Genomic DNA, 26,246 nt, shown 5'->3' with positions numbered 1-26,246 from the left:
CGGGCAGCGGCCCGCCCGCGACCCGCTCGGGAGCGACCGTCTCGGGACCGGCCGTCTCGGGACCGGCCTCCCCCGGGCCGGCCGGCCGTCCCGCGGAGCACTGCCGGACCCCGGGCCCGGCGGCGTCGACGTCGGCGTCGACTCGCTGGGGACCGCTCGTCATGGCGACGACGATAGGCGAGCGCGCGCCCGTCCAGACCGCCGCGCCCACGTCGGGGCCCCGGCCGGGTGAGGCCGGAGCCGTCTGCCCCCCGGCCCTCCCGGGGGGAGGACGCTGGTCGGCACGCACCGCCGGGGCCTTGAGCGGACGGGTGGCCGCGCTGCTCCGTCCGGGGGAGGCGGGCCGCTGCGAGCGCCCGGGGGTTTAGGTCCGGGCCCCCCGGGGCACATGCTCACCAGACCGGTCGGCCGCTCGGGGTCGACCACCGCACCACGCCCCCGCAGGAGGTCCCATGTCCCCCCTCACGCCCCCCGGCCCCGGACGCCCCTCGGACGTCGAGGCCCCGGTGGACCTGCGCCTCGTCTCCCCCGACGGCGAGGCGGTGGCCCTGCCCGTCGTCCTGCGCTACACGACCGACGACCCCTTCGCCGTCACGGTCGCCTTCGGGTCCGGCGGCGACGCGGGCGCCGACGTGCAGTGGGTGTTCGCCCGCGAGCTCTTGCTCGCCGGCCTGGAGGCGCCGAGCGGCGACGGCGACGTGCGCGTCTGGCCCGCGGCGGACGGCCGCCCGGACACGACCTGCGTGGCGCTCAGCTCGCCCGACGGCCGGGCCCTGCTCGAGGCCTCGACGAGCGACCTGCGCGCCTTCGCGGCGCGCACCCTGAGCACGGTGCCGCGCGGCGGCGAGGCCGGCTGCATGGACCTCGACGCCGAGATCGGGCACCTGCTCACGGCCTGACCGGCACCCGGTCGGCCGCCCCGAGCAGGCGGCCCGACCGGCGCGTCGCGCCTCGGGTGCGACGGCACAGCGTCCACGCCTCGCCGGTCCCGCGACCGGCGGGGCGTCGTCGTGGGCGGACGCCCAGCGCGGGTCGACCTCGGCGCGGGTCGACCTCGGCGTGGGTCGACCTCGGCGTGGGTCGACCTCAGCGTGGGTCGACCTCCTGGGCGGCCCGGCGGGCGAAGAGGTCGGCGGCGCGCAGGGGCAGGTCGCCCGGCGCGAGCGGGCGTCCGTCCAGCCTGGTCTGCACCTGGACGTCGCGCAGCGAGGACGTCAGCAGGACGGCGGCGGCGTCCCGCAGCGCCCCGACGGGGACGGTCCGCTCGACGAGCGGCAGCCCCTCCTCCTGCGCCCACCGCAGCAGCAGCGCCCGCGTGACCCCGGCCAGGCACCCCGAGGACAGCGGCGGCGTCACGAGCTCGGGCGCCGGGCGCCCGTCGGCCCCGCGGAGCTGGACGACGACGTTGCTGCCCGTCCCCTCGCAGAGCTCGCCGCGCGTGTTCGCGAGCAGCGCCTCCCCGGCGCCGGCGGCCAGCGCGCGGCGCAGCGCGACGACGTTCTCCGCGTAGGACGTCGTCTTGAGACCGGCCGTCGCCGACCGCTCGTTGCGCGTCCACGGCACCGTGACCACCGACGGCGCGGTCGCCGGCGAGGGGGCCTGCGCCGCGGCGACGACGAGCGTGGAGCCGCCGTGGCGCTCGGAGCCCAGCGGGCCGGGACCGCTCGTCCAGGTGATGCGCAGGCGGCCCCGGGCCAGGGCACGCTCCCGCAGGACGGCCCCGACCGCGTCGCGGACCTCCTCCTCCCGGGGCGCGGGCAGGCCGAGGCCGGCGGCGGACCGCGCGAGCCGGGCCAGGTGCAGGCTCAGCGCGAAGGGGACGCCGTCCACGACCTTGCAGGTCTCGAAGACCCCGTCGCCCGTCGTCATGCCGTGGTCGAGGGCGTCGACGACCGCACGCCCGCCGGCCGCGCCCCCCGCCGCCAGCGCGCCGTCGACCCAGACCACCGGGCCCGCCCCGTCGCCGCCGGCCCCGTCACCACCGGCCCCGTCGGCGCGAGCCCCGTCGACACCGGCCTCGGCCGCCCCGACCGCTCCACCGCTGTGCGCGCCGCCCGTCGCCCCGCCTCGTCCCACCCGCGCATGATGGCCCGCCGCGCGGGCTCGGCGCCGCGACCACGCCGGGACGGTGCGCGCGTGCTGCCGGGGAGCACGCCGGGTCCTGCGGGCGTCAGCGGGTCCGCGGCCGCGGGCGTCAGGGGGCCCGGCGCGCCGGGGACGAGGCGAGCGCCAGCAGCCTGGCCACCTTCAGCTCGGTCTCGGCCCACTCCTCCTCCGGGTCCGACCCCCAGGTGATGCCCGCGCCGGCACCGAGCCGCAGGACGCCGTCGTGCTGCACGAAGGTCCGGATGCCGACGGCGAGCTCGCCGGTCCCGCGGTCGGCGTCGACCCATCCCAGCGCCCCGCAGTAGGGCCCGCGGGCGACCGGTTCCAGCGCCGCGACCGCGTCCAGCGCGGCCCGCTTCGGCGCCCCGCTCACCGAGCCGGGCGGGAAGGTCGCCGCGAGCAGCCCGCCCCAGCCGGTGCCGGGCCGCAGCCGGCCCGCCACGGTGGAGACGAGGTGGTCGAGCCCCGGGTGCCGCTCGCGCGCCAGGAGCGACGTCACGGCCACCGTGCCGGGCCGGCACACGCGCTGGAGGTCGTTGCGCACGAGGTCGGTGATCATGACGTTCTCGGCGACGTCCTTGCCGCCCAGGACGCCACCGGGCGGTGCCGTCCCCTTGATGGGACCGCTCTCGACGAGGTCGCCCCGACGGCGCAGGTACAGCTCGGGCGAGGCGCTGACGACGAAGCCGTCCTCCCCGAGGTCGAGCACCCCGGCGTACCGGGCGGCGTTGCCGCTGCGCAGCACGGCGGCGAGCGCCCACGCGTCCGGGCGGCCGCCGCGGTCGGCTCCCGGCGGGGGCCCGGACGACGGCAGGGGCGCCTCGAGCACCCGGCACACCGTCGCCTGGTAGACGACGCCCTCGCGCACGAGGTCCCGGACGGCGCGGACCGCCGCCGTGTAGCCGGCACGGTCCAGCGACGAGGTCCACGCGTCGCGGTCGGGCCCGCGCCACACGCCGCCCGCCGGAGGCCCGGCGGGACGCACGTCGGCGAAGCGCCACGCCCGGGCCCGTCCGCGGACGACGCCCGACGCCGAGGTCTGCACGGCGCTCGCCTCCCCCAGCGGCGCCTCGAAGTCGGCCACGACGAACCAGCGGCCGCCGCGGTCGAGCGCGCCCGGGTCCTCGGCCAGGTCCACGACCTCGACGAGGCCGGTCGCGAGGAGCCCGCCCCACCAGGCCGCCGGGGAGTGGTCTCGCACGGCGGGAGCCTGCCGCACGCACGACGTCCGCCGCGGCACGACGTCCGCCGCGGCACGACGTCCGCCGCGGCACGACGTCCGCCGCGGCACGACGTCCGCCGCGGCGCGACGTCCGCCGTGGTCGGTCGTCGGTGGGTCGTCGGCGTCCCGCCGGCGGCCTCGGTCGGGCCCGCGGGGCGGCGGGTCGGGTTGGACGGGGCGTCAGCGGCTCGGTTAGAGTCCACGACGCACGCCGACGCGGTCCAGGCCGTCAGGTGCGCATGCGGACGTGGCTCAGTGGTAGAGCATCACCTTGCCAAGGTGAGGGTCGCGGGTTCGAATCCCGTCGTCCGCTCGGGCTCGCACCTGTGTGCGACTCACGGTGGAGTGGCCGAGTGGCTAGGCAGCGGCCTGCAAAGCCGTCCACACGGGTTCGAATCCCGTCTCCACCTCGGTCCGCCGGGGCGGCAGCACGGGTGCCGTGCCACCCCGGGCGATTGGCGCAGCGGTAGCGCGCTTCCCTGACACGGAAGAGGTCACTGGTTCGATCCCAGTATCGCCCACCCCCGAGGCCCCGGTCCCCAGCGGACCGGGGCCTTCGTCGTCCCGAGGCCCCGTCGTCCCGAGGCCCCGTAGTCCCGAGGCCCCCGTCCTCCCGAGGCCCTCGCGGCTCCGGGGTCGAGGGGCCCGCACGCTCAGGTGCCCTCCGCCGCCCTCTCCTGGGCGGTCATGCCGCGCTCGTCGTGAGCCGGCCGCACCTGCTCGACGGCGGCGTTGAGGCCGGCACCGACGAGCACGGCGATGGACAGCAGGTACAGCCACAGCAGCAGGATGATTGGCGCGGTCAGCGGGCCGTAGATCGTCACGCCGCGCCCGGTCCCCACCGTGAGCGTCAGCAGCGCCCGCATCCCCCACGACGACAGCACCCAGATGGCGAGCGCCAGCAGGGCGCCCGGCAGGGCCCGCGACCACGGCAGCCGCACCGGCGTGGCCGCGTGGTAGAGCAGGGCGAGGAGCACCGAGCTCATGAGGAGCACCGCCGGCCAGTAGGCCCCGAGGAGCGCCTCGAGCCCGTCCGGCAGCAGCCGCTCCAGGTAGGACGGCCCGACGAGGAGCAGCGGCAGCGCGAGCGCGCCGGCCGCCAGGCCCACGACGTAGAGCAGCAGGGCGAGGGCCCGGCCGCGGACGGCGTTCCGCTCCCCGCCCATGCCGTACATGATCGAGATGGTGTCGAGCAGCACCCCCAGCGCGCGCGAGCCCGACCACAGCGAGAGCACGAAGCCGATCGAGATCAGGTCGAAGCGCGGGCCGTCGATGGCGGCCGTCAGCGTCGGCACGATGGTCTCGTCGACGACACGCTCGGTGAGGAACGGGCTCAGCTGCGTCCGCAGCGTGCTCTCCAGCTGGGAGGTCGTGTCGGCGCCGAGCTGCGAGCCGACGAGCGCGGCCGTCCCCGTCAGCCCGAGGACGAGCGGCGGCAGCGACAGGAGCGCGAAGAAGGCGGCCTCGGCCGCGAGCCCCGTGACCCGCTGCTGCAGGCCGAGGCGCAGGGCGCGGACGGCGACCTCCAGGACCGCCCCCGGGAGGCGTCGCCGCAGGACCGGGCCCAGGAGCCGCCGCCACCGTTCGGTGCTCCCCGGCAGCAGCTGAGGGACCGCCAGCGCACGGGGCTCGCCCACGCCGTCGCGCAGCGGGCGCCCGACCGCGCCGCCGTCGTCGCGCCCCTGGACCGCCCCCACGGGAGGCGAGGGTAGGCGCCCGCGGACTCCTCGTCGCGGACCGCGGAGGTCCGTCCTCGCGGACCGGTTGGGCGCCGAGGGGGCCGATGCGGTGGGATGGTCGTCGATCCCGACGCCGGGCTGCCGGGTGCCTGCGCCCGCCGCGCGGCACCGCCCCTACGACGACGGACGTGAGAATGCCGACCCTGCCCGGCCCCACCGTGCCGCCCGCCCCCGTCCGCCCCACCTCTCCTGTCCGTCCCGCGTCGACGCACCCCGGGAGCCCCTACCCGCTGGGAGCCACCTACGACGGCACGGGCACCAACTTCGCCGTCTTCAGCGAGGTCGCCGAGCGCGTGGAGCTCTGCCTCGTCGACGACGCCGGGCGCGAGACGCGGGTGCCGCTCACCGAGGTCGACGGCTTCGTCTGGCACGCCTTCCTGCCGAGCGTGCGCCCGGGCCAGCGCTACGGCTACCGGGTGCACGGCCCCTACGACCCGGCGGCGGGGCACCGGTGCAACCCGGCGAAGCTGCTGCTCGACCCGTACGCCAAGGCGATCGACGGCCTCGACGACGGCGACGAGTCGCTGTTCTCCTACCGCTTCGGCGACACCGGCTCGTACAACGACGACGACAGCCTCGGGCACACGGCGCTCTCGGTGGTCATCAACCCGTTCTTCGACTGGAGCACCGACCACCGCCCGCGGCACGAGTACCACGAGTCGGTCATCTACGAGGCGCACGTCAAGGGCCTGACGATGACGCACCCGGGCATCCCGGAGGAGCTGCGCGGCACCTACGCCGCCGTCGGGCACCCGGCGATGGTGCGCCACCTCGTCGAGCTCGGGATCACCGCCGTCGAGCTCATGCCCGTGCACCAGTTCGTGCAGGACACCCACCTGCTCGACAAGGGCCTGCGCAACTACTGGGGCTACAACACCATCGGGTTCTTCGCCCCCCACGGGGAGTACTCCTCGGCGGGCACGCGCGGCGAGCAGGTGCCGGAGTTCAAGGCGATGGTGCTGGCGCTGCACCAGGCCGGCATCGAGGTGATCCTCGACGTCGTCTACAACCACACGGCCGAGGGCAACGAGATGGGCCCGACGCTGTCCTTCCGCGGCCTCGACAACGCGGCCTACTACCGGCTCGTCGACTCCGACAAGCGCCACTACTTCGACACCACGGGCACGGGCAACAGCCTGCTCATGCGCAACCCGCACGTCCTGCAGCTGATCATGGACTCGCTGCGCTACTGGGTGACGGAGATGCACGTCGACGGCTTCCGCTTCGACCTGGCCTCCACGCTCGCCCGCCAGTTCCACGAGGTCGACCGGCTCTCGGCCTTCTTCGACCTCATCCAGCAGGACCCGGTCGTCTCCCAGGTCAAGCTCATCGCCGAGCCCTGGGACGTGGGCGACGGCGGCTACCAGGTCGGCGGCTTCCCCCCGCTGTGGACCGAGTGGAACGGCATGTACCGCGACACCGTCCGCGACTTCTGGCGCGGCGAGCCGTCGACCCTCGCCGAGTTCGCCAGCCGCATCACCGGCTCCAGCGACCTCTACGAGAGCTCGCGGCGCCGTCCCGTCGCCTCCATCAACTTCGTGACCGCCCACGACGGCTTCACGATGCGCGACCTGGTCTCCTACAACGACAAGCACAACGAGGCGAACCTCGAGGGCGGCGCCGACGGCGAGAGCCACAACCGGTCGTGGAACAGCGGGGTGGAGGGGCCGACGGACGACCCCGAGGTCCTGGTGCTGCGTGCCCGGCAGCAGCGCAACTTCCTCCTCACCCTGCTGCTGAGCCAGGGCGTGCCGATGCTCCTGCACGGCGACGAGCTCGGCCGCACGCAGCGCGGCAACAACAACGGCTACTGCCAGGACGGCCCGCTGTCGTGGGTCGACTGGGAGCTCGACGAGCAGCAGCGCGAGCTCCTGGACTTCACCCGCCGGGTCGTGCACCTGCGCCGGCGGCACCCGATCTTCCGCCGCCGCCGCTTCTTCAAGGGCGAGGCCTCCAAGGGCGGCCAGTCCGACCTCTCCGACATCGTGTGGATGACCCCCTCCGGCGAGGTCATGAAGGACGACGACTGGAACAGCCACTTCGCCCGCGCCGTCACGGTCTGGCTCAACGGCCACGAGATCAACGAGCCGGGGCCCCGCGGGGAGCGGGTGGAGGACGAGAAGTTCCTCGTGCTCTACAACAGCCACCACGAGGGGCTGGAGTTCGTCATGCCGGAGCCCGCGTACGGCCCCGCGTGGCGCGTGCTGGTCGACACCGCCAGCCTCCTGGAGGACCAGGTGGTCCAGGCGGGGCACTCGCTGCACCTCGGCGCCCGCAGCCAGGTCGTCCTCGTCTGCGACCCCGCCGCCGCCCACCCGCAGGAGCGCGCGACCGCCGAGGCGGACGCCGCCGTCGACGACGGGGCCACCGCCCGTCGCACCCGCGCCGCCCGCAGCCCCGGGGCCGGGGACACGGCCGCGACCCCCCGCACGCCCGACCGCCGCCGCTCGCCCCGTCGCCGCAAGGGGGACACCAAGTGACCGAGACCACCGCCGCCACCACCGCCACCACCGAGGAGCGGGACGCCGAGGCAGCCGGCCGCGCCGCGCGCCAGCACCGTCCCGGCCCCGGCCGGCCGGTGCCGACCTCGACGTACCGCCTGCAGGTGCAGCCGGAGTTCACCTACGACGACGCCGCGGCGCTCGCGGGCTACCTCGCCCGCCTCGGGGTCACCCACGCCTACCTCTCCCCCGTGCTCCAGGCCGCCCCCGGGTCGATGCACGGCTACGACGTCGTCGACCACTCCCACCTGTCGGCCGAGGCCGGCGGCCGCGAGGCCTTCGACCGGATGGTCGCGGCGCTGCGCGAGCACGGCCTGTCCGCCGTCGCCGACGTGGTGCCCAACCACATGGCGGTGCCGACGCCCGCGTCCTCCAACGCGGTGCTGTGGTCGGTGCTGCGGGACGGGCCCTACTCCCCCTACGTCTCGTGGTTCGACGTCGACTGGTCCACCGAGGACCACGCGCTGCTCATGCCGGTGCTCGGCTCGCGCATCGGGCAGGTCCTCGTCGCGGGCGAGCTGGAGCTGGACACGAGCGGCGAGGAGCCGCTGCTGCGCTACTACGACCACGTCTTCCCCGTCCGCCCCGGCACCGAGAGCCTGCCGATGGACCGGCTGGTCGAGGCGCAGTGGTACCGCCTCGCGCACTGGCGGGTCGCCGACGAGGAGCTGAACTACCGACGCTTCTTCGACGTCGACACGCTCGCGGCGATCCGGGTCGAGGACGAGGAGGTCTTCGACGCCAGCCACGCCCTGCTGCTGGAGATGCTGCGGACCGGGGAGCTCGACGGCCTGCGGATCGACCACCCCGACGGCCTGGCGGACCCGCGCGGCTACCTGCGGCGCCTGGCCGACCGCACGGGGGGCGCCTGGGTCGTCGTGGAGAAGATCCTCGAGGGTGCGGAGCAGCTGCCCGACGACTGGCCGTGCGCCGGGACCACCGGCTACGACGCGCTCCTGCGCGTCGGCGGGCTGTTCGTCGACCCGGCGGGCGAGGCTCCGATGACGGCGCTGTTCACCCAGCTGACGGGTGACCCGGCCGACTTCGGGCCGGTCGTCGAGCGGGCCAAGCGCGAGGTCGTCGCCGAGAACCTCTACACCGAGGTGCACCGGCTGGTGGACCTGCTCGCGAGCATCTGCCACGCCGACGTCCGGCTGCGCGACCACACGCGCCGCGCGCTCACCGAGGTCGTCACCGAGCTGCTCGTCGCCTTCCCCCGCTACCGCGCCTACGTCGTCCCCGGCGAGGACGCCCCGGCCGAGGCGGCCCGGGTGCTCGACGAGGCCGTGGAGGGTGCGCGCGAGCACCTGGCGCCCGAGCGGCACGAGACGCTCGAGGTCGTCCGGGACCTGCTGCTCGGGCGCGAGGCGGGCTCCGCCGGGCGCACGGCGGAGGACGAGCGCGCCGAGCTCGTCGTCCGCTTCCAGCAGACCTGCGGCCCCGTCATGGCCAAGGGCGTGGAGGACACCGCCTTCTACCGCTGGTTCCGGCTGTCGAGCCTCAACGAGGTCGGGGGCGCGCCCGAGCGGTTCGGCACCTCCCCGGAGGAGTTCCACGCCTTCTGCGCGGGGCTCGTGGACTCCTGGCCGACGACCATGACGACGCTGTCGACGCACGACACCAAGCGCGCCGAGGACGCCCGCGTGCAGCTCTCGGCGGTGGCGGGGACGCCCGCGGCGTGGGCGGAGGCCCTCGCGCTGTGGCGCCAGGCCGCGGCGCCGCACCGCTCGGCCCTGCTCGACGGGCCGACCGAGTACCTCGTGTGGCAGACGCTCGTGGCCACCTGGGAGCCGGCGGGCGCGGACGGCGACGGCGGGCCGATCTCCGCGGAGCGGTTGCTGGCCTACCTCGAGAAGGCCGTCAAGGAGGCCAAGCGCGAGACGACGTGGACGGCGCCCGACGAGGACTACGAGCGCGCCGTCGCCGACTTCGCCACCGGCGTCCTCGGCGACGAGGACGTGCTCGCGCAGGTGGGCGCGTTCGTCGCAGCCACGGCGCCGGCCGCCCGGGCGGCGGTGCTGGGGCAGAAGCTCGTCCAGCTGACGATGCCGGGGGTGCCCGACGTCTACCAGGGCACCGAGCTCGGCGAGCGCTCGCTCGTGGACCCGGACAACCGCCGCGCGGTCGACTACGACCGGCGCAGCACGCTGCTCGAGCGGCTCGACGGCGGCGCGCGGCCCCGCGACCTCGACGAGGAGAAGCTCCTCGTCACCTCCCGGGCGCTGCGCACCCGCCGCGACCTGGCCGGCGCCTTCACCGGGCCGGGCACCGGCTACGCGCCGCTGCCGACCTCCAGCGGCTACGCCGTCGCCTTCGCGCGCACGCAGGACGGCGAGGCCCGTGCCGTCACGGTCGCGACCCGGCTGCCCGACGCCCTCGCGCGCTACGGCGGCTGGGGGGAGCACAGCCTCACGCTGCCCGAGGCCGCGACGGGCGGGCGCTGGACCGACGTGCTCTCCGGCCGCTCCTACGACGCCGGGGCGGCACGCCTGGCGGACGTGCTCGCCGACCTGCCCGTGGCGCTCCTCGTCGAGGAGGGCTGAACCGGGGGCCGCCGCACCCGCACCCCCGCCGCACCCACCCCCGCCGCACCCACTCCCGACGCACCCACTCCCGACGCACCCTGGGCCCCGACGCACTCCGGGCCCGTCGCGCCTCGGACCCGTCAGACCCGCACTCCTGCAGGAGGTCACGTTGCACGTCTTCACCGTCTGGGCCCCGGACGCCACCACCGTCGAGGTCGAGGTGGGCCTCGCCGGCACGCCCCCGACCGGCGGCTCCCTCGTCCCGATGGCCCGCGACGGCGGGGGGTGGTGGTCCGCCGAGGTCGCCGACTCAGGCCACGGCACCGACTACGCCTTCCACCTCGACGGCGGCGACGCCCGCCCCGACCCGCGCAGCGCGTGGCAGCCCGAGGGGCCCGACGGCCCGAGCCGGGTCTTCGACCCGAGCCGCTTCGCCTGGTCCGACGGCTCCTGGGCCGGCGTGGACGGCCGCGGTGCCCTGTTCTACGAGCTGCACGTCGGCACCTTCACGTCCGAGGGCACGCTCGACGCCGCGGCGGGGCGGCTCGACCACCTCGTCGACCTCGGGGTCCAGGTCGTGGAGCTGCAGCCCGTGGCCGCCTTCCCGGGTCGGTGGGGCTGGGGGTACGACGGCGTCGACCTGTGGGCGGTGCACGCCCCCTACGGCGGTCCGGAGGCCCTGCAGCGCTTCGTGGACGCCTGCCACGCACGAGGTCTCGGCGTCTGCCTCGACGTCGTCTACAACCACCTCGGCCCGGCCGGGAACTACCTGCCCGAGTTCGGGCCGTACTTCACCGACGAGCACGAGACCCCCTGGGGCACCGCGGTGAACCTCGACGCGCCGGGCTCGCGGGAGGTCCGCGCCTTCGTCGTCGAGGGGGCGCTCCGGTGGCTGCGCGACTTCCACGTCGACGCGCTGCGCCTGGACGCCGTCCACGCGCTCGTCGACGACTCGGCGGTGCACGTGCTCGCCGAGCTGTCGCTCAAGGCGGCGGACCTCTCGGACGAGGTGGGACGTCCGCTGACGCTCGTCGCGGAGTCCGACCTCAACGACCCGCGCATGGTCGAGCCCGCCCGCGACGGCGGCTACGGCATGCAGGCCCAGTGGGCCGACGACGTCCACCACGCCCTGCACGCGCTGGTCACGGGTGAGCGGCAGGGCTACTACGTCGACTTCGGCTCCCTGGAGGCGCTGCGGACGACGATGACCGGCGCGTTCTGGCACGCGGGGACGTACTCGACCTTCCGCGAGGAGGTCTGGGGCCGCCCCGTGGACCCGACGCGCCACCGCGGCCGCTCCTTCGTCGCCTACACCTCGAACCACGACCAGGTGGGCAACCGCGCCACGGGCGACCGGCCCTCGCAGACGCTCCCCGGGGGCGTCCTCGCCGCGAGCGCCGCCCTCGTCCTGCTCGGCCCCTTCTCGCCGATGCTCTTCATGGGCGAGGAGTGGGGCGCCCGCACGCCGTGGCAGTTCTTCACCGACTTCCCGGACGCCGAGCTGGGCGACGCCGTCCGGGAGGGCCGCCGGGGCGAGTTCGCCTCCCACGGCTGGGACGCCGAGGACGTGCCCGACCCGCAGGCGACGTCGACGCGTGACGCCTCGGTGCTCGACTGGGACGAGCCCACCTCCGGCCGCGGCGCCGCGCTGCTCGCGTGGCACCGCACGCTCGTCGAGCTGCGAGGCAGCGAGGCCGACCTGCGCGACGACGTCCTCGGCCGCTCGCCGAGCCTCGACGTCGTGGGCGACGAGGACGCCGGCTGGCTCGTCCTCGTCCGCGGCGCCTTCCGGGTCGCCGTCAACCTGTCCGACGCCGCGCAGGAGGTCGTCCTCGAGCGCGGCGCGGGCGTCGAGGGCGAGAGCGGCGCCGAGCTGGTCGCGGCCTACGGCGGCGAGCTCGGGGACCAGGACGTCGTCGTCGAGGGGGAGGTCGTGCGGCTGCCCGCGCACTCCGTGGCCGTGGCCCGCCTGCGCTGACCGGCACGGCGCTGACCGGCACGGCGCCGACGGCCGGGGCCGCCGCCCTCCCCCGAGGGCGGCGACCCCGCTCGACTCAGCGCAAGCCGTAGCGCCGGAAGGCGTTGGCGCGGTGCACCCCCATGACGTACCAGGCGGTGGCACCGATGTGCTGGGCCTGGAAGTAGCCGAAGCCGAAGCCCGTGTCGATCGGGCTGGTCGCGGCGACGACGCCGGAGCGGGGCGGCAGCGGCCGTCCGCCGACGGTCTGGTCCTGGCCGACCTCGGTCTGCGCCACGAGCACCTGCCGGAGGAGGTTCTCGGCGCGGCGCGCGTCGGCCCGGCCGCGGGCCCGGTCGCCGTAGGCGGTCGCCAGCTGGCCCGTCCCCTCGCACCAGACGCCCTGCGGGTTGACCTGCACCCCCTCGTAGGCGGTGGTGGAGGTCAGCGAGGCGGAGCTGAAGGTCACGCCGGAGACGGTGACGCCGTCGGGGAGCGCGCTGAGCGGCTGCCCGGCGTCGTCGGTGACGGCGAGCGCGTCGGCGGCCCAGTCGAGCGCCCGCGCGTACCGGCTGTCCTGCAAGGACAACCAGCTCCACGTCTGCGGGTCGAGCGGCAGGGGCGAGCGGTTGACCGTCGAGCCGTCGTTGCTCCCGGTGTAGAAGAACCCGCCCGCGGGCTCCCAGACCGCCTCGACGAAGGCCCTCGCCCGGTCGGCCTCGTCCCCCCACCGCGCGTCGCCGGTCGCGGCGGCGAGCTGGGTGAAGAACCCGACGCAGTCGACGTTGTGCTCCGTCGAGACGTTGGGGATCGGCGCGTTCCCCGCGTCGACCCCGAAGGAGAAGCCGCCCAGGGACCCGGCGTTGCGCGCGTTCGTCGTGATCCACCCGGCGACGCCGAGCGCGCCGTCGAGGTAGCGCCGCTCGCGGGTGCGCTCGAAGAGCTGGAGGAGGGCCATGCCCGGCCAGGCCATGTCGCCGACGGCGGTGCCGAGGAAGCCGAACTGGTAGCCGACGTTCGCCGTGCCGTCCGGGAGCCGGAGGCCGTACGGCTGCCGCACGCCGTCGTAGAAGGTGTACGGACCGACGTTGTAGGCCTGGCGCAGGCGGCCGTCGTCGTACGCGGGGTCGTTGGCCTGGGCGAAGAGCAGGCCGTCGCCGAGCCGCCGCGCCAGGGCGAGACCGCGCCCGCCCGCCGCGATGCCGGCGCAGATGCTCAGCGCCTCGTCGTAGACGAAACCCGTGCTGAAGAGGCCGTTCTGGTCCGCGTAGCTCTGCGCCAGCACGGGTCCGCCGGCGTTCGCCGCGGGGTAGGCGTCCGTCATCGCCGCGAGGAAGCCCAGCCCGCGGTCGGAGGAGCGCAGCAGGTCCGGGTCCCGCGTCACGGGGCCGGCCGCCCGGGCGGACGCCGTCCACGGCGAGGCCCCGACGAGGGCGGCGGCCCCCGCGGCGCCGGCCAGGGCGCGGCGCCGCGTGAGGAGGGTCGGCTGCGTCGTGGGCTCGTGCGCGTGCTGGTCCATGGGCTCTCCCGCCGGTCGACCTCGTCGTCGTCGCGCGACCTTCTCCCGCGCGCGGGGGCCCGTCAACGCGGGGCGGCCCCGACGACGGGTGCCCGCCACCGGCCGAGATGCCCGAGGGGCGCGGCGCTCAGGCTCCCTCGCGCGCCAGCGAGGTGAGGCGTGAGAGCGCTCGGTAGTACTTCTTGCGGTACCCGCCCCCGAGCATCTCGGGCGTGAAGAGCTCCGAGAGCCCGGAGCCGGAGACGGTGAGCGGCAGCGACCGGTCGTACATCCGGTCGGCGAGCACGACGGCGCGCAGGGCGACGTTCTGGTCGGCCAGCGGCCGGACGTCGCGCCAGAAGACGTCGGTGACGCCGTCCAGCAGCGCGCCGTAGCGGCTGGGGTGGACGCGGGCGAGGTGCTCGGTGAGGGCGCCGAAGTCGTCGAGGACGGCGCCGTCGCCCACCGCCCGGGCGCGCTCCTCGAGCGCGTCGTCGGCCAGCGGGGCGGGCGGGTCCGGCATCCCGCGGTGCCGGTAGTCCTCGCCCTCGATCCGGACGACCTCGAAGTTGCTGCCGACGGCCTGGATCTCGCGCAGGAAGTCGTCCGCGGCGAAGCGCCCCTCCCCCAGCGAGCCGGGCAGGGTGTTGGACGTCGCGGCGAGCCGGACGCCGGCGTCGACGAGCTCGCGCAGCAGGCGCGCCATGAGGACGGTGTCGCCGGGGTCGTCGAGCTCGAACTCGTCGATGGCGACGAGCGTCATGGGCTGCAGCGCCCGGACGGCCTCGGCGAAGCCGAGGGCGCCGACGAGGTTGGTGTACTCGACGAAGGTGCCGAAGGCCTTCGGCCCGGGGACGGCGTGCCACGTCGCGGCGAGCAGGTGGGTCTTGCCGACGCCGAAGCCGCCGTCGAGGTAGACGCCGGGGGCCCCGGACGGCTCGGGGCTGCGGCCGCCGAGGAGACGGCGCAGACCGCGGCGCTCCTTGGCGCCCCGTGCGTCCTGGGCCGCGCGGACCCGCTCCGCGTGCGCCTCGAGCTCGGTGACGGCACGGGCCTGCGTCGGCTCGGAGGGCGACGGCTCGTAGGAGGCGAAGGAGACGTCGGCGAAGCGCGGCGAGGGGACCAGCTCGGCCACGAGCCGGTCGCGACCCAGCTCGGGGACCCGCCCGACGAGCGAGCCGACCCCGCCCCGGTCCGACCGCTCCGTGCTGCTCGTCGCCGCCACGGGGCGCGAGCCTAGGCGCCGGCGACGGGGCCTCGTTCCGCAGCGTGGGCACCGGTGCGACGCCGGGACGGGTGCGGGAAGATCCGGTCGCCGCGGGGACGTTCTCCCGCGCAGAGGGCGCCGGACCGCGAGCGGCGGACGACGGCGCCGGCCTGACCGCAGCACGAGCGACCCCGAGGAGATGCCGTGCCCGTCCCCACCGACCCGAGCCCCGCCCTGGCGGACTACGCCCACCCCGAGCGGCTCGTCACCACCGACTGGCTCGCCGAGAACCTCGGCGCCGAGGGCCTCGTCGTCGTCGAGTCCGACGAGGACGTGCTGCTCTACGAGACCGGGCACATCCCCGGTGCCGTCAAGGTCGACTGGCACACGGACCTCAACGACCCGGTGACGCGGGACTACGTCGACGGTGCGGCCTTCGCCGACCTCATGTCGCGCAAGGGGATCCGCCGCGAGGACACGATCGTCGTCTACGGCGACAAGTCGAACTGGTGGGCGGCGTACGCGCTGTGGGTCTTCACGCTCTTCGGCCACGAGGACGTGCGGCTGCTCGACGGCGGTCGCGCCGCCTGGGGTGCCGAGGGTCGCGACACGACGACCGACGTCCCCTCCCCCGAGCGCACCGACTACCCCGTGGTCGAGCGCCGCGACGAGGAGATCCGCGCCTTCGCCCCCGACGTGCTCGAGCACCTGGGCACCGGCCCGCTCGTCGACGTCCGCTCCGCCGAGGAGTACACGGGCGAGCGCACGCACATGCCGGCCTACCCCGAGGAGGGGGCGCTGCGCGGTGGGCACATCCCCACCGCCGTCTCGGTGCCGTGGGCCCGCGCCGCCGCCGAGGACGGGCGCTTCAAGGGCCGCGCCGAGCTCGAGGCGATCTACCGCGACGAGAAGGGCATCGCCGAGGGCGACGATGTCATCGCCTACTGCCGCATCGGCGAGCGCTCCTCGCACACGTGGTTCGTGCTCAAGCACCTGCTGGGCCACGACACGGTCCGCAACTACGACGGCTCCTGGACCGAGTGGGGCAACGCCGTCCGCGTGCCGATCGCGACCGGGACCGAGCCGGGCGACGCCCCGGCCCGACGGTCGTGACCGCGCAGGCCTCGGGGACGACCCCGACCGACGGGCTGCCCCCGGCGCTCGCCGAGATCGTCGACGACTTCCACGCCGTCTCCGAGCCCGAGCGCCTGCAGCTGCTGCTCGACTTCAGCCGTGGGCTGCCCGCCCTGCCGGAGCGGTACGCCGAGCACCCCGAGCTGCTGGAGCCGGTGCCCGAGTGCCAGTCGCCGATCTTCCTGCTCACGGAGGTGGACGACGACGCCGACCGCACGGTGCACCTGTTCTTCTCGGCGCCGGCGGAGGCACCGACGACCCGCGGGTTCGCCGGGATCCTCGCCGAGGGCCTCGACGGGCTCCCGGCGTCGGCGGTGCTCGACGTGCCCGGCGACGTCTGCTCGCGGCTCGGCCTGGACCGCGCCGTCAGCCCGCTGCGGCTGCGCGGCATGACCGGGATGCTCGGCCGCATCCAGCGCCAGATCCGCGAGAGCACCGCGGCCTGACCGGGACGCCGTCGGCCACGACGTGAGCGACCTGCACCTGCTGCACCCCTCGTCGCCCGGCGCCCCGCGCCGCGTGCCGGGGGGTGCCGGCGCGTCGGACCCCGAGGACGACCTGGCGGCGCTCTACCCGCACGACCTGCCGACGGGTGGGCGACCCGTCCGGGTGCGGGCGAACCTCGTCACCACGGTCGACGGCGCCGGGGCCGGCGAGGACGCCTCGAGCCGGTCGATCTCCGGGCCTGCCGACCTGCGGCTCCTCGTGCTGCTGCGCTCGCTGGCCGACGTCGTCCTCGTCGGGGCGGGGACGGCGCGGTCGGAGTCCTACGGCCGGGTCCGGGTCCGCCCGGCGCTGGCGGAGCGCCGACGCCACCTCGGGCAGGGCCCCGCACCCGCCCTGGCCGTCGTGACGCGCACGGGCCGGATTCCCGACGCCCTCGCCGAGCCCCCGGAGGGTGCCGGTGCCGTCCTCGCCCTCACGTGCGCCGCCGCCGGTGACGCGGCGCTGGACACCCTGCGCAGCTCGCTGGGCGAGGACGCCGTCCTCGTCGCCGGGAGCACCGACGTGGACCTGCGCGCCGCGGCGCAGGCGCTCGCCGACCGCGGCCTGGTCCGCGTGCTGTGCGAGGGCGGGCCCTCGCTGCTCCGGGCCGTCGTGGCGGCTGACCTGCTCGACGAGCTGTGCCTGACGACCTCCCCGCTGCTCGTCGCCGGCGACGGACCGCGCGCGCTCGTCGGGCCGGCGCTGGAGCGGCACCTGCGGCTGAGGTCGCTGCTGCTCGCCGAGGAGGAGTCCACCCTGCTCGCGCGCTGGGACGTCGAGCGCTGAGCTGCTGCCCTCGTGTCGGCTCTCCGGGCACCACCCGTTCGGCGCGGTCGCACGGTCGGGTGATGTTCGTGTCCAGCGGGGTCACCCGTTCGTGGCAGCCAGCATCGTCGCAGGTCACAGGCCTGCGGGCGGTTCTTGGCGCCGGTCCCGTTGTCGGTGGTCGCCCCTAGCGTCAGCGGCATGACCACCGGGGCGGGGGACGGCGCGACGGGCGAGGACCGCGCCGCCGCACCCGCTCCTATGCCGGCACCAGGGCCGACCACCGACTCGTCAGCAGTGACCATGGACGTCGGCGTAGCCGCGGTGACCGCGGCCGTGGACGCCCTGCTGGCCGCGGAGGTCTGGCGGTGCACCGACGCCGGGGTCCGCGAAGCCGTCGTCGCCCTCGAGCGGCAGGCCGCCCGCCTGGACGCCGTCCGCCTGCGGTTGCTGGCCGCCGCCGACGAGCGGTCGGTCGGCCGGACCGGCGGGGCGCCGTCCACCGCGGACTGGCTCGTCGGCGCCACCACCACCCGCGCCGAGCACGCCCGCAAGCGGGTCGACCTCGCCGTCGCCCTCGACACGACCCTCACCGCCACCGGTACCGCGCTCGCCGCCGGTGACGTGACCGGGGACCAGGCCGGCGTCATCGCCACGACCATGACCCGCGTCCACCCTGACGTCGACGCCGCCACCCGCACCGACGCCGAGGCCTTCCTGCTCGAGCAGGCTCAGCACCTCGACCCCCGGCGCCTCGCCCACGTCGGCCGGCACCTGACCGCCCGGCTGGACCCCGGCCCCCACGACGACCTCGCCCGCACCGAGGCCAGACAGATCCGGCAGCGGGCCGTGCGCTGCACCCAGACCGACGACGGCACCTGGCTGATCTCCGGCGTCCTGGACCCGACCGGCGGCGCCACCCTCACCGCCGCCCTGGAACCCCGCGCCGCCCCGGCACCCGCCACCGACGGCACCCCAGACCTGCGCTCGCACGCCCGGCGCCTGGCCGACGCGCTCGTCACCCTCGCCGACGCCCACCTCGCCGGGCACACCGGCTCGTCGACCTCCCGACCGCGGCTGCTGGTCACCGTCCCCCTGGCCACCTTGACCGACCCCGCCACCCCCGGCGCCGCCCCGGGCCACCTGCCCGGCGGCGCCCCCGTCTCCGGGCAGCAGACCCAGCTCCTGTCCTGCGACGCCGAGGTCGTGCCCGTCCTCGTCGACCACGACGGCACCCCCCTGGACGTCGGCCGCACCGTCTACTCCTTCCCCGACCGGGTCCGCACCGCCATCCGCCACCGCGACCAGACGTGCAGCTGGACGGGCTGCACCCGCCCCGCGCAGTGGGCCGACATCCACCACCTCCTGCCCTGGTCGAAGGGCGGGGCGACGTCGGAGCGGAACGGGACCTGCCTGTGCGGCTTCCACCACCGCCTCGTCCACGCCCAGGGGTGGCGGGGCGAGCTGCGCGGCACCCAGGTCGTCTGGCACCCACCCGACCAGACCGACCCCCACGTCCCACCGCCACCCTGGGCACCCCGCCTCGACACGCTCGTCGGCCGCTGGCGCGCCCGGGCGTCGTCGTGGTCCCGCTCACGCCCGGCATGCGGTCCGGTGTGACGACGCAGCACTGCGCCTCATCACCTGCCGCGGAGCTCGACGACAGCGGTGGCACGCCGGTGGCCTTGCCCGCCTGCGCCCCACCGCACCCTGCACGGCTACAGGTGCTGCAGCAGGAACCTCGCGACCTCGCGCTCCCAGCGGTCGGGGTCGGTGTTCCACTCCTTGGTGTGCTGGGCGCCGGGGAAGTCCCGGAAGGTCACGAGGTCGGGGCGCGCCTGCGCGAGGCGACGCGAGGGGCCGATCGGGACGACGTCGTCGTCCGCCGCGTGCAGGAGGAGCAGGGGCAGGCGCAGCTCGTCGGCCCGCACCACCCAGTCGAGCCGCGTGATGTCGATGGGGGCGCTGACGCCGAGCAGCGCACGCGCCTGAGGCTTGGCGAGCATCGCGATGCCCAGCCGCGTGGCGACCTGCGGCAGCCGGTGCTGGCGGGCGGCGTGCTCGAGGACGTCGCGCCAGTCGACGACCGGGGAGTCGAGGACGACCGCCCGGACGCGGTCGGCGGTCCACGAGCGCGTCGCGAGCTGCAGGACGATGGCGCCGCCCATCGACCAGCCGACGAGGACGACCTCGCGGGCGCCGTGGTCGAGGGCGTGCAGGAGCGCCGCCTCGACGTCGAGCCACTCGGTGTCCCCCAACCCGTAGTGACCGGCGGCGGCCGCTGGTGCCTCGCGGTCGTTGCGGTAGGCCGGCACGAGGCACGGCAGCCCGAGGCGGTGCAGCAGCGGCACCGCGCGCAGGCACTCCTCGCGGGTCGCGCCTCGCCCGTGGACGAGCACCGCCCAGGTGTCCCCGGGGCGGGCGGCCCGCGACCCCCCGGTGCGCTCGTCGCCCGCGGCCGCGTCGCCGACGGCCCCGTCGTCCGCGACGGGGCCGTCCGCCTCGGGCACGGCCGCCGGCACGAACCACGCGGGCATCCCCCCGAGCGGTGTCCGCACGACGACGTCGTCGTGCGGCAGGCCCAGGGCCGACGTCGGGTCGCCCAGGTGCACGGCGCCGCTCCAGCGCGCGGGCCCGGGCCGGACCCCCGTCGCGGGTGCGGACAGCAGCCGTCGGGTGACGACCCCGTGCTCGTCCCCGAGCACCTCCCCCACCTGCGCGCTGCGACGACCGCCGTCGAGGACGAGGGCGTAGCGCCCCGGCGCCCGCGTCTGGGCGTCGGAGGTCAGCGAGACGGACGCGGCCCCCGAGCCCCGACCGGCGTCGACGGCGAGGACGCGCGTGTCGTCGGGACGCTCGTGGACCGGCCGGACGACACCGCGGACGAAGACGGCCGCGGTCGCCGAGACCGCGGCCGCGGACAGCGAGGTGGCGGCGACGGCCCCCGCGCCCGTCCAGGCCGCCACCCGCGCGACGGTGCGGGCGCGCCGGCGGGCGACCGGCCCGACGGGCAGGCGACGGCGCACGGCGCGCAGGCCGACGCTCGCCCGCGCGAGCCCGTCGCGGACCGGCCCCCCCGCGACAGGGGTCACCGGTCGCCCCGCGCGACGTCCGCGGCGACGACGAGCATGGGCAGCTGCAGCGGGACCCGGGCCGCCGTCACGACCTTGCGGGCGGTCGAGGCGCGCGACGAGCGGTCCGCCCGCAGCGCCATCGAGACGTTGCCGGGCCAGACCGCCAGCAGCAGCGCGGTCGTCAGCGCCCCGCCGAGGCGACGGGTCCGCGGGAGCGCGAGGGCGGCGGCGCAGACGAGCTCCGCCGCACCGGAGGCGAGCACCCACGGCCGGGGCGCACCGAGCACGCGGGGCACGGCGCCGTCGAAGACCGCCGGCCGCAGCAGGTGCAGCGCACCGGTGCCCGTGAACGACAGCGCCATCGCACGGGCCGCGGCGGCCCGCCGCGCCCGCGCTCGGGGAGCTCCTCGGGCCGGGTCCGCGGGTGTCGCACGACGGGACGCCATGGCCGCATCCTGCCCGCCTCCCGCCACCGGCGCCGCGCCACGGGCGCCGCGGCGGGCATGGGCGCGGCAGGATCGGGCCGTGACCCCGCCCCGCGCCGACCGCGCCGCCGCGCCGGCCCCGTCCGACGACGCCGACCGGCTGCGGCTGCCGGTGCTCCCGCCCGTCGACCCGATGCTCGCCAGGGCCGCCGGCGAGGTGCCCGCGCCGGACGCCGCGGACGGCGGGCTCTGGTACGAGCCCAAGTGGGACGGCTTCCGCTGCCTCGCCTTCTACGACGGGACCGCCGAGGGCGGCCCCGCGGTCGTCCTGGGCAGCCGGGGCGGCAAGCCGCTGACGCGCTACTTCCCCGAGGTGGTCGCCGAGCTCGTCGCCCAGCTCGGGGACGCGCGCTGCGTCGTCGACGGCGAGGTCGTCGTCCGCAGCGGCGAGCCCGGCGCCGAGCGCCTCGACTGGGACGCGCTGTCGCAGCGCATCCACCCCGCCGCCTCGCGGGTGGCGACGCTCGCGCAGGCGACACCGGCCTCCTTCGTGGCCTTCGACCTGCTCGCCGAGGGCGACGACGACCTCACCGGCCGCCCCGCGGCCGAGCGGCGGCAGCGCCTGGAGCACGCGTGGGGCGAGGTGACCGCCCCGCTGCACCTCACCCAGCGCACCGACGACCCCGACCTGGCCCGGCGGTGGCTCGACGACTTCGAGGGCGCCGGGCTCGACGGCGTCGTCGCCAAGCCGCGCGACGCGGTGTACGAGCCCGGTCGCCGGGTGATGACGAAGGTCAAGCACGCGCGCACCGCCGACGTCGTCGTCGTCGGCTACCGGGTCCACAAGAGCGGCCAGGGCGTCGGCTCGCTCCTGCTGGGCCTGCGGGCTCCCGGCGGCGAGGACTTCCACCAGGTCGGCGGCGCGTCGGCGTTCACCGCCGCGCGCCGGCTCGAGCTGCTCGACGAGCTCGCCCCGCACGTCGAGCGCGACGACGAGGGCGAGCCGGTGCGCGCCGCGGGTGAGCGGAACCGCTTCTCCGCCAGCAAGGACGGCAGCTTCGTCGTCGTGCGCCCGGAGCTCGTCTGCGAGGTCGGCTTCGACCAGCTCGAGAAGGGCCGCTTCCGGCACGTCGCACGCTTCCTGCGGTGGCGCCCGGACCGGGAGCCGTCCTCCTGCACCACCGACCAGGTCGAGGTGCCCACCGCCTACGACCTCGAGCGGGTGCTGGCCCGGACCTGACCGTCGCCGTCGTCCATGGCCCGTCACGACGGCCGGACCCGGACGGACGAGAGGCCCTCGGCACGTGGGCCGAGGGCCGGTCCCGCCGATAGCCTCTCGGGATGCCCCAGGAGAGGTCCCAGATGTCCCAGGAGATGTCGAGCACGACGCCGCAGCCGACGTCCCGGCCCTCCGAGCAGGGAGTCGTCCTGCTGCTCACCGAGGAGGCCCTGGACGAGGGCGACGCCGCGCGGATCACGGCGCTGCACGAGGCCGAGGGCGTGCTCGCCGACTACCGCGTGCTCGTCCCCGCGGACACCGAGCGGAACCTCCTCGCCGACGTCGTGGACCACCTGAGCCTGTTCGAGCTCCGCGAGGCCCTCGACGCCGTCCGCGAGGGGCAGCCCGACGGCCAGGAGGCCCGCGCCGAGGCGGGCACCGCCCTGCAGCGGTCGCTCGACGTGCTCCACGCGGCCGGCGCCGGGGCCCAGGGCGAGGTCGTCCAGGACGACCCGCTGCCGGCCCTCGAGCAGGCGGTGGCGGCCGGCGGGGTGCGAGAGGTCGTCGTGGTGACGCGACCGCACGCCGTGGAGGACACGTTCCACCGCGACTGGGCGTCGCGGGCCCGCGAGGCGCTGGGCGTGCCCGTGCTCCACGTCTACGCCGGCAGCGCCCGGCTGGGCTGATCGCCGGGCCGGGGCGTCCCGCTCCGGCGCCGGCTCGACGCCGCCGACCGCGGACGACGCCCGCTGCACCGCCGCGCGGCCAGCCGTCCCGCACCCTGGACCCGCGGCGGAGGGCGGACCGACGGCACGGCCGCTACCGTCGCCGCATGACGGAGAGCGACCCCGAGGGCCTGGACCAGGTGCAGCGCCGGCTGCAGGACGTCATCGGCTCGCTGCGCCACCTGCAGGGCGAGCGGCCGTCGACGGTGCGCGAGCAGCTGGAGCGCGGCATCGCCGAGGCCGGGCTCCCCGAGCAGCCCGGGTCGTGGCTGCGGGACTGCGCCGCGGAGATCGCCGCGGGGCGCGTCGTCGTCATCGGGCCGAAGGAGATCCCCGAGGAGGTCGAGCACCTCGAGCCCGACCCCGAGCAGCACGCGACGAGCTGAACCGCCCCCGCGACCGGGACGCAGCGCGGACGGGGGAGCCGGCGACGGGTCAGGTCTCGTCCGGCCGCTCGGGGTCGTCCTCGTCGTCCCAGTAGCCGGATCGCGCCTGACCGCTCCCGTCGGCGTCCTCGGCGCTGCCGCTCGCGAGGTGGATGCCCTGCCGCCAGGCGTCCTCCGCCTCCACGCCGTCCGCGGCCGTCGTCGTCGCGGGCTCGTGGGCGGGCGACCCCGGGCTCGCCTCGGCCGGCACCGCGACAGCCGGCTCCTCCTGCTGGCCGTCGCCGCGCTGCGTCTGCTGGCCCTCTCGTCCCTGCACGGCGCCAGCATGGCCGACGGGGGCCGTCGTGCCACCACCCGCCCGCCGCAGACCCCACCCGGCCGCGGCCGGAGGCCGGGAACGCCCCGCAGGAGCCCCGTGTTGCCACGGGTATGAACGCCTCGACCTCGTCCAGCACCCCGTCGTCGACGACCGCCGACCAGCAGCAGACCCCCGACCAGCCGCAGACCGGCCGTCGCGAGAGCGTCGGCCCGCCGCCCGAGCCCGTCCGCCGCAGCGACGCCGAGTGGCGCGAGCAGCTCTCCCCGCAGGAGTACGCGGTCCTGCGCAACGGGGGCACGGAGCGCCCCTACACCGGCGAGTACACCGACGAGAAGACCGTCGGCCTCTACCGCTGCCGCGCCTGCGGCGCCGAGCTCTTCCGCTCGGAGACCAAGTTCGAGTCGCACTGCGGCTGGCCGTCCTTCTACGCCCCCCTGGCGGAGGACCGCGTCCGCTACATCCGTGACTCCTCGCTCGGGATGGTGCGCACCGAGGTGCGGTGCGGCACGTGCGACTCGCACCTGGGCCACGTCTTCGACGGCGAGGGCTACGGCACCCCCACCGACCAGCGCTACTGCATCAACTCCATCTCGCTGTCCCTCGAGCCCGCCCGCGGGTGAGCGGCCACCGCGGCGAGGGCGTGCGTCCGGTCGGGGACGGTCTCCCCGAGCGGACGGACGCCGCGCCCGCCGCGAGCCCGGCGGACCCCGTCGGGCTCCGCCGGGCGAGGGGGCGCGACCTGGACGCCGGCACGCTGCACGCGCTGCTGCGCCTGCGCGTCGACGTCTTCGTCGTCGAGCAGGCCTGCGCCTACCCGGAGGTGGACGGCCGGGACCTCGAGCCGGGGACCGAGCACGTCTGGCACGTCGGCGACGGCGCGGTGCGCCCGGGCGAGCTGGTCGCGGTCGCCGCGGCGCTGCGCGTCCTCGTCGAGCCGGGGGGGTCCGCCGCACCCCGACGCATCGGACGGGTCGTCACCGCCCCCACCGCCCGCGGCCGCGGGTTGGCCTCGGTCCTGGTGCAGGACGTCGTCGCACGGCACGGGGACGTCGACCTCGTCCTCGACGCGCAGGCCCACCTGCAGGGCTGGTACGCCCGCCACGGCTTCGAGCCCGTCGGCGAGGAGTTCCTCGAGGACGGCATCCCGCACGTCCCGATGCGCCGCCGGGCCGCGCGCGCCTGAGGACGCGCGCGCCCTCGCGGCCGTCAGGGCAGGCGCTCGACGGCCTGCTTGACGGTGACGCGGGGCCCGGTGAAGAAGGGCAGCTCCTCGCGGACGTGGCGACGGGCCTCCGTGGCCCGCAGCTCGCGCATGAGGTCGACGATGCGGTGCAGGTCGTCGGCCTCGAAGGCCAGGAGCCACTCGTAGTCCCCGAGCGCGAAGGCGCTCACGGTGTTGGCCCGCACGTCCGGGAAGGGCATGGCCGCCATCCCGTGGTCGCGGAGCATCGTCTTGCGGTCGGCGTCCTCGAGCAGGTACCAGTCGTAGGAGCGCACGAAGGGGTACACGCAGAGGTAACCCCGCGGCTCCTCGCCCGCCATGAAGGCCGGGACGTGGCCCTTGTTGAACTCGGCGGGGCGGTGGATGCCGGTGGAGGACCACACCGGCTCCAGCACGCGCCCGGCGGCCGAGCGCCGCAGCCGGTGGTAGGCGCCCTGCAGGGCCTCGACGGTCGGGGCGTGCCACCAGACCATCAGGTCCGCGTCCGCGCGCAGGCCGCTGACGTCGTAGAGGCCGCGGACCGTGACGTCGGGGTCCTGCGCCAGCAGGCCGTCGAGCTCGGCGGTCGCGGCGTCGCGGTCCCCCTCGAGGCGACCGGTGGCCCGGAAGACCGACCACATCGTGTAGCGGATCGTGTCGTTGATCTCCGCCGAGGTGGGAGCGGCCGGGGCCGCCGCGACGTCCGGAGGACCTGCCTGGGTGCTCGTCTCGCTCACGCCGCCATGGTCCCAGGTGCTCGGGGGCGACCGGCGCCGGCCCGTCCGCGGCGACGCAGCCGGGCGGACGGGCCGCTCAGCCCCCGGCTGACGACCCGGTCGACGACCCGGGGCCCAGCACCTGCCGGGCGGCGGCGCGGCCGAGCCCCACGCAGGCCGGCACGCCGACGCCGTCGTAGGCGGAGCCGGCGAGGACGAGGCCCGGCCGCCGGGCGACGTCGTCCCGGACGGCGGCGACGAGATCGGCGTGCCCGACGTCGTACTGCGGGAGGCCACCCCGCCAGCGGTCGACCCGGCCGGCCAGGACCGGCAGGGGCTCCCCCCCGAGGAGGCCGCCGACCTCCGCGGCCGCGGTGGCCAGGAGGTCGGCGTCGTCGCGGTCGAGGACGCGCTCCTCGCCCGCCCTCCCGGCCGAGACCCGCAGCACCGCCGGGGGGTCGTCGGGGAGGAGGGCGCGCGCCTGCTCGGCGAGCCACCCCCACTTGAGGCCGGAGAAGGTCGCGGCCTTGACGAGCCGCCCGTCGACGGGCGGCACGAGGAGCCCCGAGTGTCCGGCACCGGCCAGCGCACGCCCCGGGACGACGAGCGTCACGATGGCGCTGCTCGCCGTCCGCACGTGCGAGAGCCGCTGCGCCGCAGACGGTGCGACGTCCGCCAGGAGTCGGGCCGCCGACGGGGCGGGCAGCGCGACGACGACCGCCCGCGCCCGGACGTCCCCCGACGGCGTGGAGACCAGCCACCGCGCGCCGTCGCCGCCCTCGTCGGCGCCGCCCCCGTCGCCCTCGTCGGCGCCGTCCTCGTGAGTGCCGGCACCCAGCGGGCGCAGCGCCGTGGCCGGCGTCCCGGTCCGGACGTCGACGCCGTCGCGGGCCAGCCGCGCCGCGAGCACCTCCGCCAGCCGGCCGACGCCGCCCCGCAGGCCCGCGAAGACCGGTCCGGCGGCGGGCGCGCCCGCCGTGGTCGGTGCCCCCGCCGGCGCGGCGGCCCGCCCCGCGCCGGCCGCCGCGCGGTCGGGACCCG

23 protein-coding genes and 3 tRNA genes are annotated in these 26,246 nt (G+C 76.5%); 16 read left to right on the top strand and 10 right to left on the bottom strand.

Going from position 1 to position 26,246, the window contains the following annotated elements; translation table 11 throughout:
* Nucleotides 1–452: 452 nt before the first annotated feature.
* Nucleotides 453–899 carry an SsgA family sporulation/cell division regulator gene (locus WDZ17_RS04600; protein ID WP_339573956.1) on the top strand — a complete coding sequence of 149 codons (447 nt, stop codon included), beginning with the start codon at nt 453–455 and terminating at the stop codon, nt 897–899.
* Between the two features lie 187 nt (nt 900–1,086).
* Here WDZ17_RS04600 and WDZ17_RS04595 read toward each other — a convergent pair whose 3' ends face one another.
* Nucleotides 1,087–1,947, bottom strand: coding sequence for an aminotransferase class IV (locus WDZ17_RS04595; protein WP_422631830.1), 861 nt, complete (start codon nt 1,945–1,947; stop codon nt 1,087–1,089).
* A gap of 247 nt (nt 1,948–2,194) precedes the next feature.
* Complete coding sequence (locus tag WDZ17_RS04590) at nt 2,195–3,307, bottom strand: chorismate-binding protein (protein WP_339573954.1); 1,113 nt, start codon at nt 3,305–3,307, stop codon at nt 2,195–2,197.
* A gap of 262 nt (nt 3,308–3,569) precedes the next feature.
* Between WDZ17_RS04590 and WDZ17_RS04585 the strand changes: the two genes are divergently transcribed.
* From WDZ17_RS04585 to WDZ17_RS04575, 3 genes are all read left to right on the top strand, one after another.
* Nucleotides 3,570–3,641 (top strand) — tRNA-Gly (locus tag WDZ17_RS04585).
* A gap of 26 nt (nt 3,642–3,667) precedes the next feature.
* Nucleotides 3,668–3,738 (top strand) — tRNA-Cys (locus tag WDZ17_RS04580).
* A 39-nt stretch (nt 3,739–3,777) separates the two neighbouring features.
* Nucleotides 3,778–3,849 (top strand) — tRNA-Val (locus WDZ17_RS04575).
* 132 nt (nt 3,850–3,981) lie between these two features.
* Here the strand turns inward: WDZ17_RS04575 and WDZ17_RS04570 are convergent.
* Nucleotides 3,982–5,025, bottom strand: a complete 1,044-nt coding sequence (locus WDZ17_RS04570) for a YihY/virulence factor BrkB family protein (RefSeq protein WP_339573953.1) — start codon at nt 5,023–5,025, stop codon at nt 3,982–3,984.
* A 176-nt stretch (nt 5,026–5,201) separates the two neighbouring features.
* Between WDZ17_RS04570 and glgX the strand changes: the two genes are divergently transcribed.
* From glgX to treZ, 3 genes are all read left to right on the top strand, one after another.
* On the top strand, nt 5,202–7,547 hold the full coding sequence (gene glgX / locus WDZ17_RS04565) for a glycogen debranching protein GlgX (protein WP_339574166.1): 2,346 nt from the start codon (nt 5,202–5,204) through the stop codon (nt 7,545–7,547).
* A 98-nt stretch (nt 7,548–7,645) separates the two neighbouring features.
* Entirely contained in the window at nt 7,646–10,111 is a 2,466-nt protein-coding gene (gene treY, locus WDZ17_RS04560) for a malto-oligosyltrehalose synthase (protein WP_422631829.1), read from the top strand.
* 151 nt (nt 10,112–10,262) lie between these two features.
* Entirely contained in the window at nt 10,263–12,071 is a 1,809-nt protein-coding gene (treZ, locus tag WDZ17_RS04555) for a malto-oligosyltrehalose trehalohydrolase (protein ID WP_339573951.1), read from the top strand.
* A 76-nt stretch (nt 12,072–12,147) separates the two neighbouring features.
* Here the strand turns inward: treZ and WDZ17_RS04550 are convergent, their stop codons facing one another.
* On the bottom strand, nt 12,148–13,569 hold the full coding sequence (locus WDZ17_RS04550) for a glycoside hydrolase family protein (protein WP_339573950.1): 1,422 nt from the start codon (nt 13,567–13,569) through the stop codon (nt 12,148–12,150).
* 127 nt (nt 13,570–13,696) lie between these two features.
* Entirely contained in the window at nt 13,697–14,773 is a 1,077-nt protein-coding gene (gene zapE / locus WDZ17_RS04545; protein WP_339573949.1) for a cell division protein ZapE, read from the bottom strand.
* Nucleotides 14,774–14,959: 186 nt separating this feature from the next.
* Between zapE and WDZ17_RS04540 the strand changes: the two genes are divergently transcribed.
* From WDZ17_RS04540 to WDZ17_RS04525, 4 genes are all read left to right on the top strand, one after another.
* The gene (locus WDZ17_RS04540; RefSeq protein WP_339573948.1) at nt 14,960–15,868 is read left to right on the top strand and encodes a sulfurtransferase; all 909 of its coding nucleotides are present in this window, start codon (nt 14,960–14,962) and stop codon (nt 15,866–15,868) included.
* Nucleotides 15,865–16,335, top strand: coding sequence for a SufE family protein (locus WDZ17_RS04535; protein WP_339573947.1), 471 nt, complete (start codon nt 15,865–15,867; stop codon nt 16,333–16,335). The genes WDZ17_RS04540 and WDZ17_RS04535 overlap by 4 nt, the downstream gene beginning before the upstream one ends.
* A gap of 22 nt (nt 16,336–16,357) precedes the next feature.
* Nucleotides 16,358–17,161 (top strand): dihydrofolate reductase family protein, encoded by an 804-nt coding sequence (locus tag WDZ17_RS04530; protein WP_339573946.1) that lies wholly within the window; start codon nt 16,358–16,360, stop codon nt 17,159–17,161.
* Nucleotides 17,162–17,443: 282 nt separating this feature from the next.
* On the top strand, nt 17,444–18,760 hold the full coding sequence (locus WDZ17_RS04525) for an HNH endonuclease signature motif containing protein (protein ID WP_339573945.1): 1,317 nt from the start codon (nt 17,444–17,446) through the stop codon (nt 18,758–18,760).
* A gap of 98 nt (nt 18,761–18,858) precedes the next feature.
* Here WDZ17_RS04525 and WDZ17_RS04520 read toward each other — a convergent pair whose 3' ends face one another.
* Nucleotides 18,859–20,232, bottom strand: coding sequence for an alpha/beta hydrolase family protein (locus tag WDZ17_RS04520; protein WP_339573944.1), 1,374 nt, complete (start codon nt 20,230–20,232; stop codon nt 18,859–18,861).
* A complete protein-coding gene (locus tag WDZ17_RS04515) occupies nt 20,229–20,660 on the bottom strand; it encodes a DoxX family protein (protein ID WP_339573943.1) in 432 nt (143 codons plus the stop codon). The genes WDZ17_RS04520 and WDZ17_RS04515 overlap by 4 nt, the downstream gene beginning before the upstream one ends.
* 139 nt (nt 20,661–20,799) lie before the next feature.
* Between WDZ17_RS04515 and WDZ17_RS04510 the strand changes: the two genes are divergently transcribed.
* The 3 genes from WDZ17_RS04510 to WDZ17_RS04500 all read left to right on the top strand — a co-directional run bounded on the left by WDZ17_RS04510 (nt 20,800) and on the right by WDZ17_RS04500 (nt 22,969).
* A complete protein-coding gene (locus tag WDZ17_RS04510; RefSeq protein WP_422631828.1) occupies nt 20,800–21,879 on the top strand; it encodes an ATP-dependent DNA ligase in 1,080 nt (359 codons plus the stop codon).
* 101 nt (nt 21,880–21,980) lie between these two features.
* Nucleotides 21,981–22,544 carry a hypothetical protein gene (locus WDZ17_RS04505; protein ID WP_339573941.1) on the top strand — a complete coding sequence of 188 codons (564 nt, stop codon included), beginning with the start codon at nt 21,981–21,983 and terminating at the stop codon, nt 22,542–22,544.
* A 146-nt stretch (nt 22,545–22,690) separates the two neighbouring features.
* On the top strand, nt 22,691–22,969 hold the full coding sequence (locus tag WDZ17_RS04500) for a hypothetical protein (protein WP_339573940.1): 279 nt from the start codon (nt 22,691–22,693) through the stop codon (nt 22,967–22,969).
* A 49-nt stretch (nt 22,970–23,018) separates the two neighbouring features.
* Here WDZ17_RS04500 and WDZ17_RS04495 read toward each other — a convergent pair whose 3' ends face one another.
* Entirely contained in the window at nt 23,019–23,285 is a 267-nt protein-coding gene (locus tag WDZ17_RS04495; protein ID WP_339573939.1) for a hypothetical protein, read from the bottom strand.
* Nucleotides 23,286–23,398: 113 nt separating this feature from the next.
* Between WDZ17_RS04495 and msrB the strand changes: the two genes are divergently transcribed.
* Together msrB and WDZ17_RS04485 are read left to right on the top strand one after the other, a co-directional pair.
* Nucleotides 23,399–23,908 carry a peptide-methionine (R)-S-oxide reductase MsrB gene (gene msrB, locus WDZ17_RS04490; RefSeq protein ID WP_339573938.1) on the top strand — a complete coding sequence of 170 codons (510 nt, stop codon included), beginning with the start codon at nt 23,399–23,401 and terminating at the stop codon, nt 23,906–23,908.
* A gap of 119 nt (nt 23,909–24,027) precedes the next feature.
* Nucleotides 24,028–24,471, top strand: coding sequence for a GNAT family N-acetyltransferase (locus WDZ17_RS04485; RefSeq protein ID WP_422631827.1), 444 nt, complete (start codon nt 24,028–24,030; stop codon nt 24,469–24,471).
* Between the two features lie 23 nt (nt 24,472–24,494).
* Here the strand turns inward: WDZ17_RS04485 and hemQ are convergent, their stop codons facing one another.
* Together hemQ and WDZ17_RS04475 are read right to left on the bottom strand one after the other, a co-directional pair.
* On the bottom strand, nt 24,495–25,226 hold the full coding sequence (hemQ, locus tag WDZ17_RS04480; protein WP_339573936.1) for a hydrogen peroxide-dependent heme synthase: 732 nt from the start codon (nt 25,224–25,226) through the stop codon (nt 24,495–24,497).
* 76 nt (nt 25,227–25,302) lie between these two features.
* The coding region (locus WDZ17_RS04475; protein ID WP_339573935.1) for a protoporphyrinogen/coproporphyrinogen oxidase at nt 25,303–26,246 on the bottom strand (944 nt) is incomplete at its 5' end.

This window comes from Pseudokineococcus basanitobsidens, assembly GCF_037482545.1.
Taxonomy (GTDB): Bacteria; Actinomycetota; Actinomycetes; order Actinomycetales; family Quadrisphaeraceae; genus Pseudokineococcus; species Pseudokineococcus basanitobsidens.
Note: the sequence above shows the minus strand (reverse complement) of the source record. Positions and strands in the feature narration are given on the sequence as shown.